This window comes from Gottfriedia acidiceleris, assembly GCF_004138285.1.
Classification (GTDB): Bacteria; Bacillota; Bacilli; order Bacillales; family Bacillaceae_G; genus Gottfriedia; species Gottfriedia acidiceleris_A.
The window spans coordinates 26,903-43,597 of sequence record NZ_SCFN01000022.1 but is presented as its reverse complement, the minus strand read 5'-3'; the positions used below and the strand labels follow the sequence as shown (position 1 = coordinate 43,597).

Annotated in this window: 24 protein-coding genes; 21 read left to right on the top strand and 3 right to left on the bottom strand. The window is 31.8% G+C overall.

Going from position 1 to position 16,695, the window contains the following annotated elements; all coding sequences use genetic code 11:
* Positions 1-49: 49 nt before the first annotated feature.
* Positions 50-1,273, bottom strand: coding sequence for an MFS transporter (locus EP747_RS20720; protein ID WP_129691961.1), 1,224 nt, complete (start codon positions 1,271-1,273; stop codon positions 50-52).
* 312 nt (positions 1,274-1,585) lie between these two features.
* On the opposite strand from EP747_RS20720, the gene EP747_RS20715 reads away from it, so the two are divergent.
* From EP747_RS20715 to arsC, 6 genes are all read left to right on the top strand, one after another.
* Positions 1,586-2,185, top strand: coding sequence for a GNAT family N-acetyltransferase (locus EP747_RS20715; RefSeq protein WP_129691960.1), 600 nt, complete (start codon positions 1,586-1,588; stop codon positions 2,183-2,185).
* Between the two features lie 265 nt (positions 2,186-2,450).
* Positions 2,451-2,768, top strand: coding sequence for an ArsR/SmtB family transcription factor (locus EP747_RS20710; protein WP_129691973.1), 318 nt, complete (start codon positions 2,451-2,453; stop codon positions 2,766-2,768).
* A 59-nt stretch (positions 2,769-2,827) separates the two neighbouring features.
* Positions 2,828-3,262: an ArsI/CadI family heavy metal resistance metalloenzyme gene (locus EP747_RS20705; protein WP_129691959.1), complete on the top strand. Its 435-nt coding sequence runs from the start codon at positions 2,828-2,830 to the stop codon at positions 3,260-3,262.
* Positions 3,263-3,289: 27 nt separating this feature from the next.
* Positions 3,290-3,559 carry an aquaporin gene (locus EP747_RS24980; protein WP_235832955.1) on the top strand — a complete coding sequence of 90 codons (270 nt, stop codon included), beginning with the start codon at positions 3,290-3,292 and terminating at the stop codon, positions 3,557-3,559.
* Between the two features lie 4 nt (positions 3,560-3,563).
* On the top strand, positions 3,564-3,725 hold the full coding sequence (locus EP747_RS24975) for an aquaporin (RefSeq protein ID WP_235832954.1): 162 nt from the start codon (positions 3,564-3,566) through the stop codon (positions 3,723-3,725).
* A 13-nt stretch (positions 3,726-3,738) separates the two neighbouring features.
* On the top strand, positions 3,739-4,140 hold the full coding sequence (gene arsC / locus EP747_RS20695; protein WP_129691958.1) for an arsenate reductase (thioredoxin): 402 nt from the start codon (positions 3,739-3,741) through the stop codon (positions 4,138-4,140).
* Positions 4,141-4,197: 57 nt separating this feature from the next.
* Here arsC and EP747_RS20690 read toward each other — a convergent pair whose 3' ends face one another.
* Positions 4,198-4,395 (bottom strand): cupredoxin domain-containing protein, encoded by a 198-nt coding sequence (locus EP747_RS20690; RefSeq protein WP_129691957.1) that lies wholly within the window; start codon positions 4,393-4,395, stop codon positions 4,198-4,200.
* A 133-nt stretch (positions 4,396-4,528) separates the two neighbouring features.
* Here EP747_RS20690 and EP747_RS20685 point away from each other — a divergent pair, with 133 nt between their 5' ends.
* From EP747_RS20685 to EP747_RS20625, 13 genes are all read left to right on the top strand, one after another.
* On the top strand, positions 4,529-4,945 hold the full coding sequence (locus EP747_RS20685) for a tetratricopeptide repeat protein (RefSeq protein WP_129691956.1): 417 nt from the start codon (positions 4,529-4,531) through the stop codon (positions 4,943-4,945).
* A 12-nt stretch (positions 4,946-4,957) separates the two neighbouring features.
* Positions 4,958-5,377: a hypothetical protein gene (locus EP747_RS20680; RefSeq protein WP_129691955.1), complete on the top strand. Its 420-nt coding sequence runs from the start codon at positions 4,958-4,960 to the stop codon at positions 5,375-5,377.
* Between the two features lie 180 nt (positions 5,378-5,557).
* Positions 5,558-5,950, top strand: a complete 393-nt coding sequence (locus tag EP747_RS20675) for an Imm50 family immunity protein (protein ID WP_129691954.1) — start codon at positions 5,558-5,560, stop codon at positions 5,948-5,950.
* A gap of 170 nt (positions 5,951-6,120) precedes the next feature.
* A complete protein-coding gene (locus tag EP747_RS20670; RefSeq protein ID WP_165347188.1) occupies positions 6,121-6,309 on the top strand; it encodes a DUF4304 domain-containing protein in 189 nt (62 codons plus the stop codon).
* A 716-nt stretch (positions 6,310-7,025) separates the two neighbouring features.
* Positions 7,026-8,984, top strand: a complete 1,959-nt coding sequence (locus tag EP747_RS20665; protein WP_129691952.1) for a fructose-1,6-bisphosphatase — start codon at positions 7,026-7,028, stop codon at positions 8,982-8,984.
* 358 nt (positions 8,985-9,342) lie between these two features.
* On the top strand, positions 9,343-9,738 hold the full coding sequence (spxA, locus tag EP747_RS20660) for a transcriptional regulator SpxA (protein WP_129691951.1): 396 nt from the start codon (positions 9,343-9,345) through the stop codon (positions 9,736-9,738).
* 124 nt (positions 9,739-9,862) lie between these two features.
* Positions 9,863-10,276 carry an RrF2 family transcriptional regulator gene (locus tag EP747_RS20655; RefSeq protein ID WP_129691950.1) on the top strand — a complete coding sequence of 138 codons (414 nt, stop codon included), beginning with the start codon at positions 9,863-9,865 and terminating at the stop codon, positions 10,274-10,276.
* Positions 10,277-10,402: 126 nt separating this feature from the next.
* The gene (locus EP747_RS20650) at positions 10,403-10,738 is read left to right on the top strand and encodes an IDEAL domain-containing protein (protein WP_129691949.1); all 336 of its coding nucleotides are present in this window, start codon (positions 10,403-10,405) and stop codon (positions 10,736-10,738) included.
* A 261-nt stretch (positions 10,739-10,999) separates the two neighbouring features.
* Positions 11,000-11,500 (top strand): GNAT family N-acetyltransferase, encoded by a 501-nt coding sequence (locus tag EP747_RS20645; RefSeq protein ID WP_129691948.1) that lies wholly within the window; start codon positions 11,000-11,002, stop codon positions 11,498-11,500.
* Between the two features lie 146 nt (positions 11,501-11,646).
* Positions 11,647-11,940 (top strand): antibiotic biosynthesis monooxygenase family protein, encoded by a 294-nt coding sequence (locus EP747_RS20640; RefSeq protein ID WP_129691947.1) that lies wholly within the window; start codon positions 11,647-11,649, stop codon positions 11,938-11,940.
* Between the two features lie 200 nt (positions 11,941-12,140).
* On the top strand, positions 12,141-12,614 hold the full coding sequence (locus EP747_RS20635) for an SMI1/KNR4 family protein (protein ID WP_129691946.1): 474 nt from the start codon (positions 12,141-12,143) through the stop codon (positions 12,612-12,614).
* Positions 12,615-12,729: 115 nt separating this feature from the next.
* Positions 12,730-13,533, top strand: coding sequence for a nucleotidyltransferase domain-containing protein (locus EP747_RS20630; RefSeq protein ID WP_129691945.1), 804 nt, complete (start codon positions 12,730-12,732; stop codon positions 13,531-13,533).
* Positions 13,534-13,798: 265 nt separating this feature from the next.
* Positions 13,799-14,293 (top strand): GNAT family N-acetyltransferase, encoded by a 495-nt coding sequence (locus tag EP747_RS20625; RefSeq protein ID WP_129691944.1) that lies wholly within the window; start codon positions 13,799-13,801, stop codon positions 14,291-14,293.
* Between the two features lie 98 nt (positions 14,294-14,391).
* Here EP747_RS20625 and EP747_RS20620 read toward each other — a convergent pair whose 3' ends face one another.
* Complete coding sequence (locus tag EP747_RS20620; protein ID WP_129691943.1) at positions 14,392-15,564, bottom strand: alanyl-tRNA editing protein; 1,173 nt, start codon at positions 15,562-15,564, stop codon at positions 14,392-14,394.
* Positions 15,565-15,736: 172 nt separating this feature from the next.
* On the opposite strand from EP747_RS20620, the gene EP747_RS20615 reads away from it, so the two are divergent.
* Positions 15,737-15,997: an autorepressor SdpR family transcription factor gene (locus EP747_RS20615; protein ID WP_069032479.1), complete on the top strand. Its 261-nt coding sequence runs from the start codon at positions 15,737-15,739 to the stop codon at positions 15,995-15,997.
* Positions 15,998-16,010: 13 nt separating this feature from the next.
* A complete protein-coding gene (locus tag EP747_RS20610) occupies positions 16,011-16,649 on the top strand; it encodes an SdpI family protein (protein ID WP_129691942.1) in 639 nt (212 codons plus the stop codon).
* Positions 16,650-16,695: the final 46 nt, after the last annotated feature.

The following is a 16,695-nucleotide window of genomic DNA, read 5'->3' as shown; positions in this document are numbered from 1 at the left end:
GAGGAGCCTCTGTGTCAGTTAATCTGACTTTTGAGACAGCCTCTTTTAATTACATGGATATGTTTTGAGTTTCATTCACTAACTCTGCTTTAGTATTTTTATCTTTATACAATAATCTAGCAAGGATTAAGAGAGAAACCGTTCCGAAAATTAAAACCATATATTGTAAACCAATTGTATCTAAAAATAGACCTGTACTTAAAAGGACAATCTGAAATGTTACCCTGTCATACATACTTCTAAATGAGAAAAGTCGACCATGGTATGATTTGTCAATTGAAGTTTGGAAAACAGTTGAACAAACAGGAAAGAAGCAACCAACTGAAAATCCAAAAATTGCAAATGAGATAAGTGTCATCCAATGGTGATCTGCAAAGAAAAGTGATAGCTGAGCAAAAGCTACTAAGGAAGTTGAAAAGTATAATAATTGTTTATTCGTATACCTTTTTGTTAATCGTTTAATGACAAATGCTCCAATCATGAAAGAGATACCTTCACTTGTATAAATTAGCCCTTTAATTGAAGGATCATGTTGAATATCACTTATTTCGATTACCATTAAATTAAATCCACCAAGGAAAAGTACTGGCACCAGGTTTAAGATAAATAAATTTAAGATTGTTGGACTATTCCTTATAAGAGCAAATATTTCAGCAAATCCTTTATTAGCTTTAGATTTTTTTGTTTTTTCTACATTCATTGGTTTGATCGTAGATTCTTCAATTCGTAAAAAGAACGTCATTAAAAATAAAAATGCATATGCTAGCATACTCATTCCGTATACATTTGTGAGACTAGTTGATACAACTAAAATACCACCAATTGAGGTTCCGGCAATTCTTGATATTGTAGAAATATTCATATGAATCCCATTTAAAGTTAATAACTGTTCGTTTTTTACAATCATTGGTATTACAGCTTGAAGCGATGGGAAGTAAAATGCAGCAGAAATTTGCAGCATAACTAAAAATAAGACCATGAAAATAATACTTCCGTATTGTATTGCAAAAAACATAAGAATCACACTTAATGTTCGACCTAAACCACTAATTAATAAAATTTTCTTCTTTGAATATTGATCAATTAACCGTCCAGCCAACGGACCAACAAAAACTCCTGCTAATAAACCGAAAAAAAGAATTAACGATTTAAAGAAATCAGAAGGTACATGTTTTTGCATAAATTCCAAATTTCCGATAATTCCGAACCAAAGACCTATACCGGCTCCAAATTCACCGAACAAAACGATCCAAACGTTTCGGTTTTTCCACATAAAAATTTCTCCCCACTCAACCTTAATATAATTCGACAAAAACTATTATCTCATCAATAGTTAAAAAAGACTATGTAAAATCAAAATAAAATAGAAAAAGTAGAATATAGGTTTTGATTAATTTTGTTGTTGAGGTGCTTGTTTAACTAACTGGCAGATTAGTTGAATAAGGAATGTTAAAATAAAGTTAAAGAATAAATTGTTTTTCAAAAAGGAGGAATCAAATGAGGGAAATATCTTCGGTAGAAGAAATGATTTTTATAGTATACAGAATTCTTTAAGAAATAAACTGGAGAAGGTGAAGGTAATTGTATGATTAATTATAAAGGGACACCTATGATTGAAACAAAAAGGCTTATTTTAAGGAAAATCGAAATGAATGATGCAAATAGAATGTTTGACTACATATTCTCAGATCATCGCGTGATGGATAATTTGATCAAAGGACCACATGAAACGATTTCCGAAACAATCAATCGACTAACTGAAATTACTAAACAGTATGAAAGTGATAAGTTTTGTTATTGGGGAATTGTCCTAAAGGAAAGTAGTGAATTAATCGGAACGATTGACCTTTATAATATCAATGAAGATACTGAAAATTGTGAAGTCGGATACGACTTAGGCTTTAATTGGTGGAATCAGGGCTATGGAACAGAAGCTTTACAGGCAGTTGTTGAATTTGCATTTCGTTTTATGAATATTCATAAGATATCGGCAACACATAATATCGATAACCCTGCATCGGGTAAAATAATGTTAAAAGTAGGGATGGAGCGAGAAGGCATTATTAGACATATGGTTCGAAAAAATAATCAATACAAGGATTGTGGAATCTATGGTATTCTCCACCAGGAGTACTTACAAAAGAATTTGTCTAATCAAACACCAATATTAAACGAAATAGAATAAACGTCTTTTTCTCGAAATTTCCGTTTCAAACGAAGTAGCAACTTATGTAAATATTAAGGAATTCTTATTCAACTAACGCATCTTTAGTTGAACAAGATGAGTTACTTCGGTAGCTCATTTTTTATTCAACTATATGGCAGATTAGTGCTATAAGGTTTTTGAAACTAAATCAATTTTTTTGATTAATATGTTGCATTTATTTATTCAACTGGCATATACTTAATTCATCAAGAAAATTTGATGAAGGAGAAAACACATGACTGAGATGACACAACAGTTCCAGAAATATGAGCAGAAGTTTAAAGCGTTAGCTGATCAGAAGCGTCTGGAGATCATGTATGAGCTTTGCCAAAGAGGAAGTACATGCGTATGCGATTTAACCGAAGCATTCGATATGACACAATCAAAGCTTTCTTATCATTTGAAAATCTTACTGGATGCAGGGCTCATTGTAAAAGAGACAAAAGGTACATGGAGCTATTACGATTTGAACGACACAGAAGTCAACAGCTTGCTATCAGAAGAGCTATGTTGTATTTTCCGAAAATCAGGTAACGGTAACAGTAGCAATAATTGTTGTTAATTTTTTTTAATCATTAAATCAAATTTTTTTGATTAAACAAATTAAGGGAGGAATTCTGTATGAAGTATGTTCATGTAGGGGTCAACGTTACAAATTTAGAGGCATCAACGGCGTTTTATCAAAAAGTATTTGGTGTATCACCTGTGAAAGTAAAAGAAGGTTATGCGAAATTTCTATTAGAAAATCCAGGACTGAATTTCACACTGAATGTTCGCGATCAAGTTGAGGGGAATCAAGTGAATCATTTTGGTTTCCAGGTCGAAACAGCTGAAGAAATAGTCGCTCACAAGGAAAGATTAGAAAAAGAAGGTTTCTTCGCACGCGAAGAAATAAACACAACGTGTTGCTATGCCGTTCAAGATAAGTTTTGGGTAACGGATCCAGACGGAAACGAATGGGAATTTTTCTTCACGAAAGCAGATAGTGAAGTCCATAGCATCAAAGATGAAAGTTGTTGTGTAACAACAGATTCTTCATCGAGTCAATGCTGTTAAAAAGTCAATTTTAATTGGGGTATCGGCTTGAGAAAGAAATTAACCGCAGAATTTTTAGGAACATATTTTTTAGTATTTGCTGGAACAGGTGCTATTGTCATCAATACGTTAACCAACAGTTTAACGCATGTAGGGATTGCCTTCACGTTCGGTCTGGTCGTCATGGCTTCAATTTATACCTTTGGGCACGTATCAGGTGCCCATTTTAACCCAGCTGTGACGATTGGTTTTTTCATTCATGGTGACCTAACAAATATCATTTGCAGGGGTTGCAATTGGTGCAACTGTTGGACTTGAAGCCATGTTTGCAGGACCCATTTGTGGGGCATCAATGAATCCTGCACGATCAATTGGTCCAGCAATCATATCCGGTACAACACACTCTTTATGGATTTATATTGTTGCAACCATTTTAGGAGCAAGTTGTGCAGCAATTATTTATCGAATACTTCACGAAAACTAAAGGAGAATACAATATGGCTAACAAAACAATTTACTTCTTATGCACAGGAAACTCTTGCCGTAGCCAAATGGCTGAAGCGTGGGGTAAAAAATATTTAGGAAACGAATGGAATGTCCTTTCAGCTGGAATCGAGGCACATGGCGTAAATCCAAATGCGATTAAAGCAATGGACGAAGTTGATATTGATATCCGTACTCAAACATCAGATGTAATTGATAATGAAATCTTAAATAACGCAGATTTAGTTGTGACTTTATGTGGTCACGCAAATGATGTGTGCCCTGTGACACCTCGACATGTAAAACGAGTTCACTGGGGATTTGATGATCCTGCTGGTCAAGAATGGACAGTGTTCCAAAAAGTACGTGATCAAATTGGTGAACGTATTAAACAGTTTGCAGAAACAGGAGAATAAATTAAAAAATTGCCTGGCGAAAAAACTAGGCAATTTTTTTTTATTAACTTCAGTTATTTATTTGACAGTAATTGTTCCTTTAAACATACCCATTCCGCATTCATAATGATAAACGCCAGGTTTCAAAGGTTTAATATGAACGTAGTTGTCAGCATTTTTGTTTAAAGAAAGGTTCAAGTTAAGTTCTTTTAATAAAATGATACTTGCACAAACATCATCTTTTGCTGTTTCAAAATTAATAATGGCTGGTTTCATGCATTAGTTGAACAACTTGATCGGCTGTTTAGTCGATTTTTTTTATTCAACAAAATGGCAGGATAGTTGAATAAGATTTTTTTGAAAATTACCTATATAATTAAAATATAGCTAGTGTTCAAGAGGAGGACTTATGGAAATTAATGATGAAATCTATGATAAAATAGTTGAACTTTCAGAGGAAGGTGATGCTTTATTTGAAGCACAAGATTATGTTGGTGCCATTAAGAAATACAAAAATGCTTTAGAACTAATACCTGACCCTAAATATATGTGGGAAGCAAGCACTTGGGTACTTACCGCACTAGGTGATGTGTATTTTCATCTTGAGGATTATCACAAAGCAAAGAATTATTTTTATGATGCTTTTAATTGTCCTGAAGGAATGGCAAATCCTTACATACTACTGAGATTGGGTCAGAACTTATATGAAACCAATGAAGAAGAAAAGGCAAAGGAATATTTGTTGAAAGCATATATGTTGGAAGAACATAGCATATTTGAAGAGGAAGAACCAAAGTATTTAAAGCTTATACAAGAGCTAATATAGGGGGAATTAAGATTGAAAATATCAAATCTTGAACTTGAACAGAGGATATCTTTACTATCTGATAAAAGTAACCAGGAGTTCGATTTAGGAAACTACGAAGACTCAATTAAATATCTTGAAGAAGCCTGGGATGCTTTACCCGAACCAAAAGGTATCTATGATGATAGTTATCATTTTGCTTTTTATCTAAGTGAGACCAATCTCCTGATTAATAATTTTATTGAAGCTAAGAAATGGGCAGAAGTAATTTATAGCTGTGACCTTGATAGAATCGACACTGGGCAAAGAGAATTTCTATCAGGAAAAGTAGCTTATGAAATGGGAGATATAAGCACTGCTAGAAGATACTTTGATTTAGCAAATGAAAAATCTGAGGGTAGATGTTTTATAGATGAAGATAAGAAATATGTAGAATTTTTTAAACGAAAGTAATACAGCTGTATGTAAGTTATTTCTAAATTGTAGCTGTTCTTATGCAACTAACGCATGCTTTAGTTGAACAACTTGATCGGCGTATAGTTGATTTTTTTTATTGAGCTAATGGCAGTTTAGTTCAATAAGAAATGGTACTATAGAGTAATGAATAGGTAATAAAAGTAGGGGAATAAAATATTGTGGTATTTAAATTTAGAAAATAATTTATTTCTTACTAATTTGTATAATGAAGTTCCTGAATTAAAAAATATAAAAATTGAAAAAATCAATATCGTTGATGGAGGTCGTAAGGTAACATTATGTTTCGATATGCCATATTACGTTGAAAATCCTCCTAAAAAGTGGGTTAATTTGGGCAATAACACATTTTGGGTTGAATTAGATTTTTATGAAATAAATGAATTAGAAATAAAATCTATGAAAACAATGGAGAATTGTGATCTTGAAATAAAGTATGTTGAAAATAGTTTTATTATCAATATCACAGGAACGGTTAATGCAAGTATAAAAGCTGAATATGGCTATATTCAAAAAGTTGAGGGTTACATAAATACCTTAAATATTGATTAACACTTATGCAACTATCGCATGCTTTAGTTGAACAACATGATCGGCTTAATAGTAGATTTTTTTTTTGTAACTAATGGCAGTTTATTTCAATAAGACACTTAGGTTTCATTATGATAAATTATTATATATGAATCGTTACACAGGATTTCATCCAAGGAGAAAATATGAGTATGCAGAATGAGTTAAATCAAATAGTCAAAGAAACAATTGCACCTTTATTTAAAGAAAAGGGATTTAAGAATAAAGGAAAAAACTTTGCTAAAATATTTCCTGACTTTGCTTGGACTGTTAATATCCAATCATCTAAATGGAATACAAAAAATGAGGTAGAGTTTATATTTAATACGGGAATTTACTGAGAAAAAGTCTATACCACTTTATCTGAATTGAAATCCCCAACATTTCCATTAGAATTTTTTTAAGCCTCAATAAAAAAAATCGACTATATAGCCGATCATGTTGGCCAGTGGCTACTTTTTTTTGAGGTAAACAGCAAAAATCCCCCAAGTTATAAATAGAAATATTAAGGTATAATTAAAATGAAATTATATAAAACAATATATTTTTAATCTTTAAACTAGTATCTTGGAATTATGGATATAAGAGATTTATTTAAAATTAATGGAGAATTATATGAATTATACTACCTATTTATTTGTTGCAATTGTGATTAATGCTTTAGCCATTTTTTGTTTTTTTATTTTAGACAAACAAAATAATAATAAGCGAATTAACAAAAATAAACAGATAGAGCACAAATAATTGAAATACAAAAATTTAAAAAGAATTCTATAAAAGCCTGCAAGTGAAAAGGAATTAATAACTTTAATACCTGCCTGAGACAGTGAAACGATTTAAAAGGAGAGGATGCCTCTCCTCTTTTGTAATTAAATGAAGATTATTCAATTATTACCAGTTATTATTATCAACTTTGAGTGGTCAGTACATTTTGTTGAGGACAATTTATATAATTACTATTATAAAATACAATCGAGTTTTCTTTCATCATATAGGTATTAAGCCTAATCTTCGAGAGAAAAATAAATGAAGAAATTATAAAGGAGATACCAAAAAGTTGAACATAAAATACTTAGATTTACTGGCTCATAAATATGATAGTGAAGAAAAAGTGGTAACTGAGATTATTAATCTTGAAGCCACCCTCAATCTGCCAAAGGGAACAGAGCATTTTGTCAGTGATTTACACGGGGAATATCAAGCTTTTCAACATGTGTTAAGAAATGGTTCGGGTAGAGTAAAAGAGAAAATAAGAGACCTATTTCAAGATGAACTAACTGATACAGAAATTAATGAATTTGCGACATTAGTTTATTATCCTGAAGAAAAATTAAAGTTAATTAGAGATAAGTGTGTAAATAAACAAGAATTACAACAATGGTACACGGAAACCATTGACCGTATGATAAAGTTAATTTCTTATTCCTCAACTAAATATACACGCTCAAAGTTACATAAAGCATTGCCTCAAGAGTTTGTTTATATAATAGAAGAGCTACTTTACAAAATTGATGAATCTACAAATAAGAAACAATATTACTCAAAAATAGTCCAGCAAATTATTTTTCTTGGTCAGGCAGATAAGCTCATTACAGGTCTGGCATATTCTACTCAGCGGTTAGTAGTTGACCATCTTCATGTCGTGGGTGATATTTATGATCGCGGACCTGAACCTGATAAAATTATGGATACTCTAATTAATTATCATTCTGTTGATATTCAATGGGGAAATCATGATGTCCTATGGATTGGTGCCTTTGCTGGATCAAAGGTTTGCCTAGCTAATATTATTCGTATCTGTGCTCGATACGACAATTTAAATATAATAGAAGACGTGTATGGAATAAATCTTATACCACTTCTAAATCTTGCGGATAAGTACTATGAGGACAATCCAGCGTTTAGACCGAAGAGCAATTCGGATAAAAAAAAGTCTGATCATGAACTTTTGCAAATCACTAAAATCCATCAAGCAATTGCAATTATTCAGTTTAAGCTTGAACTGTCAATCATAAAGAGACGCCCGTATTTTAATATGTCAGAAAGGCTTTTGCTTGAAAAAATTAACTATGAAAAAAATGAAATAACAATTAATGGGAAAACATACCCATTAGAAAATACTTGCTTTGCAACCATTAATCCAGATAATCCTAGTGAATTATTAAAGGAAGAAGAGCAAGTCTTGGACAGACTATTATTTTTTGTCCAGCATTCAGAAAAGTTGGCCAGACATATGAATTTTCTCATGAAGAAAGGCAGTCTTTATTTGAAGTATAATGGGAACTTACTAATACATGGATGCATCCCAATAGATGAAAAAGGAAATATGGAAAAAATGGTAATTGAAAATCATACCTATGCAGGTCGTGATTTACTTGATATTTTTGAACATTATTTACGACATGCTTTTGCACATCCTGAAGAGACGGATGATCTCGCAACAGATATGGTCTGGTATTTATGGACAGGAGAATATTCATCATTATTTGGGAAAAGAGCAATGACGACCTTTGAAAGGTATTTTATTAAAGACAAAGAAACCCATAAAGAGATTAAGAATCCCTACTACCATTTACGCGAAAAAGAGGAAATCTGCAGTAAAATTTTAGCAGAAATGAATCTTAATCCTAACGTAGGTCATATAATAAACGGCCATACACCTGTTAAAGAAATAAAAGGAGAGAATCCAATTAAAGCAAACGGAAAGTTGATTGTCATTGATGGAGGATTTTCCAAGGCTTATCAATCAACAACTGGTATTGCTGGATACACTTTATTATATAATTCCTTTGGTATACAACTTGTCGCCCATGAAAAATTTAATTCAAAAAAAGATGTTCTACTAAAAGGGTCAGATGTTTTATCAGTCAAGAGATTGGTGGAAAAAAAACTCGAGAGAAAAAAGGTACTAGAAACTAATGAAGGAGAGCGATTATTACAGGAAATATCCGTTTTAAAAAGTCTGTTGGAAAATCGCTATAGGAGCTTAGATCAATCATTACAATCTAATGATTAAAGACTTTATATAAGCATAAACGCAATATGCCATGACCTTTATTAAATCATAGTTAAGCAGCGGAAATACTGAATGTGGAAAACAATACAAACTCAGGTGTTAAACTTAATTTAGTAAGAAGATCATTATATTGATGGTCTTCTATTTTATATTTATAGAAGAGTAATTAGTACAAGTAGAAAATACACCCCCTATTTAAGCTCTAAAAAATATAGTTGACACTCTTAACTGTAAATAATAAAATTACAGTATACTCATTTAAATTGAGTATGGAGGTCAACCTAATGATAATACATTATTTTTTATCTCAACTGTAATTTTTTTTATTACATTTTAAATATAAGGAGTGTGTAGAAGAATGGTGAATCTATATGTAACACCAAGTTGTACATCTTGTCGCAAAGCAAAAGCATGGCTAGAGGAACATCATATTGATTATCGTGTTAAAAATATTATGAATGAATCACTTACACTTGAGGAGATTAAATCTATTCTTCGTATGACAGAAACAGGTACGGAAGAGATTATATCGAATAAATCAAAAACGTTTCAGGAATTAAATATAAATATTGAATCGCTACCACTTAATGAATTATATAAATTAATAATAAATAATCCCAAAATGTTACGCATGCCAATAATCTTAGACGAAAAAAGATTACAGGTTGGTTATAATGAAGATGAAATTCGTAGTTTTCTTCCTCGTAAGCTACGAACATTCTCATACATTCAATCACAAAAAGTAGCTAATTAATATTAATACTGATCGAAAAAAATGTCAGTTTTCTTGACAAGACAATCTGTAACACATAGTATTACAGTACTAAATAATATCATCGAAGTATATTAAGAAATTAGTGATTTTTAGGAGGCAGGCCATGAATAGTGATTTCACTCTTGCCATTCATAGTTTAACTTATCTTGCACTGCAGCCGGATCGGATGTCTACAAGTGATGAAATATCAGAGAGTGCTTGTGTTCATCCAGTACGTATTCGTAAAGTGCTTAGTTTGTTAAAAAAGCATGGATTTATAAAATCGAAAGAAGGAACTGGTGGTGGATTTATATTTGCCTTAGATTTAAATGAAGTTAATCTATGGGATATTTATATGATCACCTCTGAGGGGGCATTACAGCCGAAGTGCCCTGAATCAAATGAAAAGTGTGTTGTTGGGGCAAATATGCAAAATGTTCTTTTTAATATTTTCATAGGTGCAGAAGAACATCTTGGGGGATATTTAAAACAATACACTATTAAGGACATTGTCTATCATATCAATAGTGAAAAGTGAGCAGCTAAAAAAGTGAAGGCTTGGCCTTCTTTTAATCGAAATGTAATAAAAAAAATTACAGTTCGAACGAAGTGCTGTTATGATCACAAATTTTTAACTTATAACATTAATTAGAAGGTGGAAAAAATGAACTTAAATAAAGATTCTATTTTAAAAACAGGTGACTGGGTTAAAGGTAATTCAATCGATGGGGAATTAGTAATAGGTTATATTGAATCACTTACTATTCTTGATGAAATAGTAAAGGTAAATGTAATAACTTCAGATAATAAAACGACAGTTGGGAAAACCATTAACATGCAAAATAAAAACGTAAAGAAAATGCCTGATTCGAAAGTGACAAACAAAGAACAGATTCGCTTTCTAATTGACTTGGCCCTCGCAACGGGGGATGAGGATTGGTTTAAGGAGCTATCTTCTCAGTTAAACTCCATGAGGGAACTTGTTAATGGTGTAAAATAGGGGTCTTGAATCGATGATCGATCAGATTCTTCATGGATGGAAAATGATATTTTTAAGTGCTCCAAAAGTAATAACCTTTAGATTAAAAATAAAAATATAAATTTATCCTAAATAACGTATGTTTTGTTGAAGAACACGAGTTGCTTGCAGCTCGTTTTTTTTTGAAGTAAATGGCCGTTTTGTTGCATAAGAAAGGGAATACGATTTTCTTTATAGAATATAATTATTGATTATGAATCATTACATAAGGCGGGAAATTAAATGAACATTAGAGAAATCAAACTAGACGATGCAGAAAATTTTGTCCAACTAATTAAAGAAGTTGAAAATCAGGCTGATTTCATGCTTTATGGGGCTGGAGAAAGAAATATTACGGTTGAGAAACAACGTAAACAGTTAGAAGTTATTGAGAAATCACCGAATTCAACCATATTTGTTGCTGAGGATTCTTCTGGAATATTAGGCGGTTATGCGTTTGCGATTGGGAGTAATGTGATAAGAAAAAAACATTCGGTCTATGTTGTAATTGGAATCTTAGAGGAATATACAGGTAAAGGTATTGGTACTAAATTATTTCAAAACATAGAAGAATGGGCAATTAAACATAGTATTTCAAGATTAGAACTGACTGTTGTAAAACAAAATGAAGCAGGAGTAAGTTTATATAAAAAGATGGGGTATGAAATTGAAGGAACAAAAAGGAACTCATTAATAATAGACGGTAATAGTTTTGATGAATACTACATGTCTAAATTATTATAATGAGTTCTTATGGAACTAATGCATGCGATAGTTGAACAACACTGAGGTGCTGAACGATCAGTTCCTTTCTCACTTTCTTGAAGTAAAGATTAATAAAAGGGCTCTTAAAAAAGTAAATTGATTAACTTATGAAAAGGGGATTTTATATGATATTGGAAGCCGTTATGCTACAAGTTAAGGAAGGTATGGAAGAGGACTATGAAGAAGCATTTCGTGGGGCATCCGAAATAATTTCTTCAATGAAAGGCTACATATCTCACGAATTACAGCATTGTATGGAAGTAAAGGGGAAATATTTACTACTAGTTCAATGGGAAACATTAGAAGACCATACAGTTGGATTTAGACAATCTAACGAATATCAAGAATGGAAAAAGCAATTACATCATTTTTATGATCCATTTCCGACTGTTGAACATTTTAAAAGGGTTAAACTTTAGTAAGTCATATTCAACTACTTGGAGGTACGATATAAACTTCCATTCACTGTGGTGAATCTGAGCTAACGCATGCGATAGTTGAACAGCAATTGACTGCTTCTATGGTCTTTTTTTATTGCACTAAATGGCAGTATAGTTCAATAAGAAAATCAGAAATTGATATGATATATTAATAATAATTAGACATATGGGGGAGAATTATGAGTTGGTCAAATTACGAAAAAGCAATAGAACTACTTGAGCAAAATAAAGAAGAATGTGATTTTGAAGGTCTGCGTTCAGAAGATTTAATAGAAAAAGCAGAAACTATATTAGATATTAAATTTTCAAAAATATATCGCCATTTTTTAATTAATTATGGTGCTGGAAATTTTGGGATGCAAGAAGTATTTGGTGTAATTCATGATGATTTTCTAAACTCAGGTGTTCCTGATGCTATATGGTACACAATGATTGAACGAAGAGATTCACGTTTATCAGATAATTATCTTATTATTTATGATACAGGTATTGATGAAGTATATTGTTTAGACTTTAATAAACTAAATGGAGAAAACGAACCTGCTGTTGTATCTATTAATTTGGGAATAGACTTTAGTGAACAATCAATAGAACTTATTGCAGATGATTTTGGCGATTTCTTATTAGAACTAATTCAAGGGGAATTAGAATAATTTAAAATAACACATGCGTTAGTTGTTTATCGTGAATCGTAATAGCGTCTTTTTTATTGAAGTAAAGGTTAGTATAACGAAAGTGTAACGACTAATGCAGCGGAGGGAGGTAGAAATGGGGAGTCTACAAGCTGGATATGGGCTAGACCGAGATGGGTACATTATAAGTGATGTATCTTTGGTCAAGATTGATAATGCCTACTTTCCGTGCCTACGGGAGTCTGTTGAGAAGATAGCAATATTGTTTCCACATCTATTGCATAGTATCTATGTATATGGCAGCGTTGCAAGAGGTGAAGCTGTGGTAGTTAAGTCAGATCTGGACCTTTTAGCAATGTTTAATGGTACGTTGAGTGCCGAGGAGTTGGCGCAGTTAAAGATCCTTACTAAAGCATTGTCTCAAAAGTATCACTCTTTGGTTCGAGATGTTGGCATAGCTGTTGTAAATTACGATTATGCGGTGGATCCGGCGAATTACTACGAACAAGCATTTCTTAAGGAAATCTGTGTTTGTGTCCACGGTGAAGATCTTCGAGAACGATTCGGTCCTTACAAACTCACATCAGAGATAGCGATAAGTTTTAATGGAGATATTCGCGAAGTTCTGACTCGGACAATAAGCTGGTTAGAAGTAGCTTCAAAAGAGGAGTTTAAAACACTTATACAAAGCTTTGCTCGCAAGCTCATTCGAACATACTATTCAATGGTAATGGAGCGATCTCAGATTTGGACGACACGACTCCACGAGCAGTCTGAGGTTTTTATACACTACTTTCAACATAAGGAACCTATTATTCATACCTTGCAGAAATGGATTGTGGACCCACCGACCAACCGAGAAATAGTACTAAAGCTCTTTAAAAGCGAGGGTAAGTGGGTTACTTCTAACTTCGAACGTGAAGCCCGTATCCCCTCTTGAACTTGTACAAAAAAACTTATTTTCTAAAACTAGAAAATCAATTAATAGATAAAAACAAAAACTTATGCAACTACCGCATTATTAGTTGAAAAAAATGATCGGCGATTCGTCGGTCATTTTTTATTGTACAATTTAACACTTTAGTTAAATAAGAAAAAAGGACATCTCGAACTCTATATTGAATAAAGTGGTAACAGTGATATGAAAGAGAAGTAGCTATATTGAAAACAGTAAAGTGTTAATATTTTAAAGGCGGTGTAAATTGATGAACAGCAGTCCTATTGTGAAAGAATACTCTAATGATTTTCAAGCTCAAGTAGTAGATTTAATTCTTGATATTCAGCAACAAGAGTACAATATAAAGATCACCAAGGATGACCAGCCTGATTTGTTTACTATAGAAGATTTTTATCAGAATGGAAACGGGAACTTTTGGATGGCTCTTTATGGCGATAAAGTAGTTGGTACAATCAGTCTTTTAGACATAGGGAATCAACAAGTTGCGTTAAGAAAGATGTTTGTCGATAAAGAATACAGAGGTGCAAAATTTAATACTGCAAGTCTCTTATTAAATAATGCTATTAAATGGGCGAAAGAGAAGTCAATAAAAGCAATTTATCTTGGGACAACCCCTCAATTTTTAGCAGCTCATCGATTTTATGAAAAAAATGGATTTACAAGAGTAGAAGTTACTGATTTATCTGAGAATTTTCCAGTGATGAAGGTCGATAAAATATTCTATAAGTATTCGGTTGAATAGATATAAAAGAAAATTATATAGCGCAAAACAAAAAAGAACAACGGTGGACTTTTGCAGTCCGTCGTTGTTCTTTTGAACATATAAATATAATGTTAGCCTTAGAGGAGAAGAAGACGTTTTAAAGTATTTTCTGCTTCGTTTAATTGGATTGAAGTTTCAAAAGTAGCTTGTGCTTGCTGAGCACCGCCGCCTCCTTTTCCTTCAACCTGTTTTAGTAAATTTTTGATTAATTCTCCACAATGCACATCATTTTTCAACTGATTAATTAGCAATAATTTTTGCTCTTTTATGCTTGAAAAAACAAGTAATGAAGGTTTTTTTGCTTGAATTGCCTTTGCGAGTAATTGTAAGTCTTTTACTGATTCTTCTTCAAATGTTTTGATAATGATATCATTTGTTGCATTTAAAAGTAACTCGTTAGAGATTGAGTTAAAAATCGTTTCTTTCATTTTCTCGATTTCTTTTTGCGCTTCTTTTAATTCGTTAATCGTCAATTCGACTTTATCCTTAACTTGATCAGTATGTGTATTAAATAATTGATTAATATTTGATAATGTTTTACTAGTCTTTTGAACTTCTTCTAGTGCTCTATAGCCACATTTAAAATGAAGTCGAGTAGTTTGTCTTACTTTTTCAGTTTTAATTAATTTGATTAATCCAATTTCACCCGTTTGTTTTACATGAGTACCACAACAAGCAGATAAGTCTGTATGTACTATCTCAACAATTCGTATGTTGTCTTCAACCTTTGGTAATTTGCGTAGTTGAAGTGCATTTAATTCTTCTTTATTTACGAAGTATGTATTAATTTCAATATTTTCAAGAATTTTTTCATATACTGCTCTTTCAATTTGATTTAATTGTTCAGCAGAAAGAGAAGGTGTATCTAAATCAATCGTAACTGTCTCTTTTCCTAAATGAAAACTTACTGTAGGTATATCGAACAGTTCAATAATTGTTGCTGAAAGTAAATGCTGGCCGCTATGATGTTGCATATGATCAATTCTACGGTCCCAATTTATTTCACATGTTGCTTCTGTTGTATCCGGTCTTGCTTTTAAGACATGGATTACTTCTTCATCATCTTCAATTAATTCAACAATTTCGATTCCATTAATTGTACCGAAATCTGATGGCTGCCCGCCACCTTCAGGATAAAATGCAGAATCCTCAAGTTTGATATGAAATAATGAATCAACTTCTTTAATTTCAGTAATTTTAGTAAACCATTTTTTTAATGAGGGGTGTTCATAATATAGTTTATTTGCCATGATAATACCTCTAATCTTTTAATTTCCTAGATTTGATGTTTAATTTAAATGATATAGAAACGAAATAAAAACATAAAATAATCTATTTCTAATCTTAGCATAATTGACAATTAGACCAATAGAATTTAGTATTTAGTTAATTAACTAAATACTAATTCTAGAGGTGTGAAATGTGAATGAACTATTTAAAGCATTATCGGATCCAACTCGAAGGAAAATTTTAGATTTATTAAAAGAGAAGGATTTAACTGCTGGAGAAATCTCAGAACAATTTGATATGTCAAAACCTAGTATTTCGCAGCATCTTAAAATATTAAAGTCAGCTCAGTTAATTCAAGATGAAAAGAAGGGTCAATTTATTATTTATTCTCTAAATATGACGGTTTTCCAAGAAATTATTAGTTGGGCATATAGTTTTAAAGAAAATAATTGAGAGGTGACTTATTTTGAAGAAGCATATCATTGCAATTTTACTATTAATTTGTTCACTTGTATTATGGATGATTAACTTTCATGATTTACCAAGTCAACTACCTGTCCACTGGGATTTTTCAGGTCATGTTAATAATTACGATTCAAAAATGCAAACGTTTATCGAGCTACATGCAATCATGCTTTTCGTTTATTTATTGCCAATTGTAACTCCGAAGATTGATCCAAGAAAAGAGAATTATAAGTTATTCCAAAGAAGCTTATATTTTATGGCAACAGGGATTTTATTTGTTTTCTTTTTAATTAATATGAGTGTTTTATTTTATGGATTAGGTTATAACGTTCACATCGGCTCGATGAGTTTTCTCTTTATTGGCCTTTTGTTTATGTTTCTTGGAAATTATATGCCTCATGTTCGTTCGAATTATTTTATTGGCGTCCGTACACCATGGTCATTAAGTAACGAAAATGTTTGGAAAAAAACACATCGCGTAAGTGGAAGATTATTTATGATTATTGGTTTATGTTTCTTACTGCTTTATTTTATACCAGTGAGTGACAAGAGAATAATTGTCATTCCATTGATTATATTATTAGTTGGATTTCCAACTATATACTCATATATTGCCTTTAAAAAGGAAATGAAAAACTAAATTATGCTGTTTTTTTACAAAATTTGGTGATTGTTTTTGAATTTAT